This window comes from Okeania sp. SIO2B9, assembly GCF_010672505.1.
In the GTDB taxonomy this organism is placed as follows: Bacteria; Cyanobacteriota; Cyanobacteriia; order Cyanobacteriales; family Microcoleaceae; genus Okeania; species Okeania hirsuta.
Genome location: NZ_JAAHGK010001595.1, coordinates 1 through 1,459, shown reverse-complemented (window position 1 = coordinate 1,459; position 1,459 = coordinate 1). Strand labels below are relative to the sequence as shown.

Annotated in this window: 1 protein-coding gene and 1 pseudogene; one reads left to right on the top strand and one right to left on the bottom strand. The window is 36.2% G+C overall.

Annotated features, from left to right (window positions below):
- Positions 1–58: 58 nt before the first annotated feature.
- Positions 59–232, top strand: a pseudogene (locus F6K13_RS35930) (hypothetical protein); the annotation flags it as partial.
- Positions 233–363: 131 nt separating this feature from the next.
- Here the strand turns inward: F6K13_RS35930 and F6K13_RS32950 are convergent.
- Complete coding sequence (locus tag F6K13_RS32950; protein WP_124146045.1) at positions 364–1,263, bottom strand: MarC family protein; 900 nt, start codon at positions 1,261–1,263, stop codon at positions 364–366.
- Between the last annotated feature and the right edge of the window lie 196 nt (positions 1,264–1,459).

The window sequence follows — 1,459 nt, the reverse complement described above, 5'->3', positions numbered from 1 at the left end:
AAATGAATAAAAAACCTGATTTTAAAACTATGACTTCTCAAGAGTTAAAAATTATGTTTTATCTAATCAAGATGATGAAGAGGCTTTTTCTGCTTACATTTATCAAGTAAATCAAAGGAAAGATAGAGTAGTTTATCCACCTTTAAAATCATTAGAATATATGGATAAATATCCCGAAGTTATTGAACGAATGCGTCAGTATTCCAGGAATAATTTTTGGAAAAATACTTGATTTTTTTGTTTTGGTTTTTCTTTTGGAATCATAGAGCGATCGCCTTCTTTTCAGTTATCAATTATCAGTAGTCTAGTAAGGTGGGTTACATTTCATTAATGCACCCTACTGAATTTGATATTATTTCTTGGTTAGGATGTCAAAAGCGATCGAATTACTAAAACTTCCATTCTAATGGCTGTAAATATCCAGGTAATACCTAGAGAAAGCTGAACCATTCCTAACACCAGTCCTACAACTTTGAGAATTGATGGCTTCAACACCTTGAGAATTTGACGGGCATAAAGCATACTTAATAGGTTGAGTACCATAATCACCATTAACAATCCCAAAACCAAAACTTCATGGCCTATTACTTTCTTCAGAATGGACATGATGAGCATAACTATGGCAATTCCATAGGGGGTTAAGATTGTAGGAAAAATTAGGGGAGTAACAACTAAATCAAGGGATGGATTTTCTGGAGAAGATGGAGGGGGAGCAGCCGAGCCATACTGAGTCATTATGATTCCTAGTGAGACTAAAAACAGCACAATTCCTGCTGCCATCATTAGAGCAGAAATAGGGATTCCATATTTGTCCACTATTTCTATACCGACAAGGGAAATCAACATCACAACTAAGGTCGAAATCCAAAACCCACGAAATGCCATTTTCTTTCGGAGTGTATCATCAGCATTAGCAGTCAGACTCACAAAAATAGGTACAATTTTGAGTGGCCCAAGAGTCAAAAAGAAGATAGTGAAGACAGAAGAAATACTTCCTTTCCTAGCCTTACTGATATATTCGCGTATAAGTGTTGTACCATCCACATCTTGAATAATTGCCTCATCTGTTTTTTTGCTGGCTTCTGAAGGTTGTAAAGTTTGCGCTAACATTACACTATCTCCTGGCGAGGCTGTTGCCATTGGGGTAGGGGAGGAGGTAAATATCATCAGCAGGTTACAAACTACCACCACAAAAATGATCAAGCGGGAGACGACTGCCCTGAAGGTACTGAGAAGTTGTTGTATTTGTCTACATTGTCTCATAAGTTTTTTTATTATAACTAACGTTTCTTTTTTATATTGAGAGTATCACAGGGAATATCATACTTAATTGATAAGTTCAGTAGTAGACTGACACAGCTAAAACGGCGTTGGTAAATCAAGAGATGAAACTTTAAGAGTAATCTGTTTCTGATACCATCACTTACTCTGGTTAGATATTTAGAGGTATCAGAAACAG

Excerpts from the sequence above, each read along its gene's own strand:
- F6K13_RS32950 (WP_124146045.1), bottom strand. The coding sequence starts at position 1,263 with ATGAGACAATGTAGACAAATACAACAACTTCTCAGTACCTTCAGGGCA.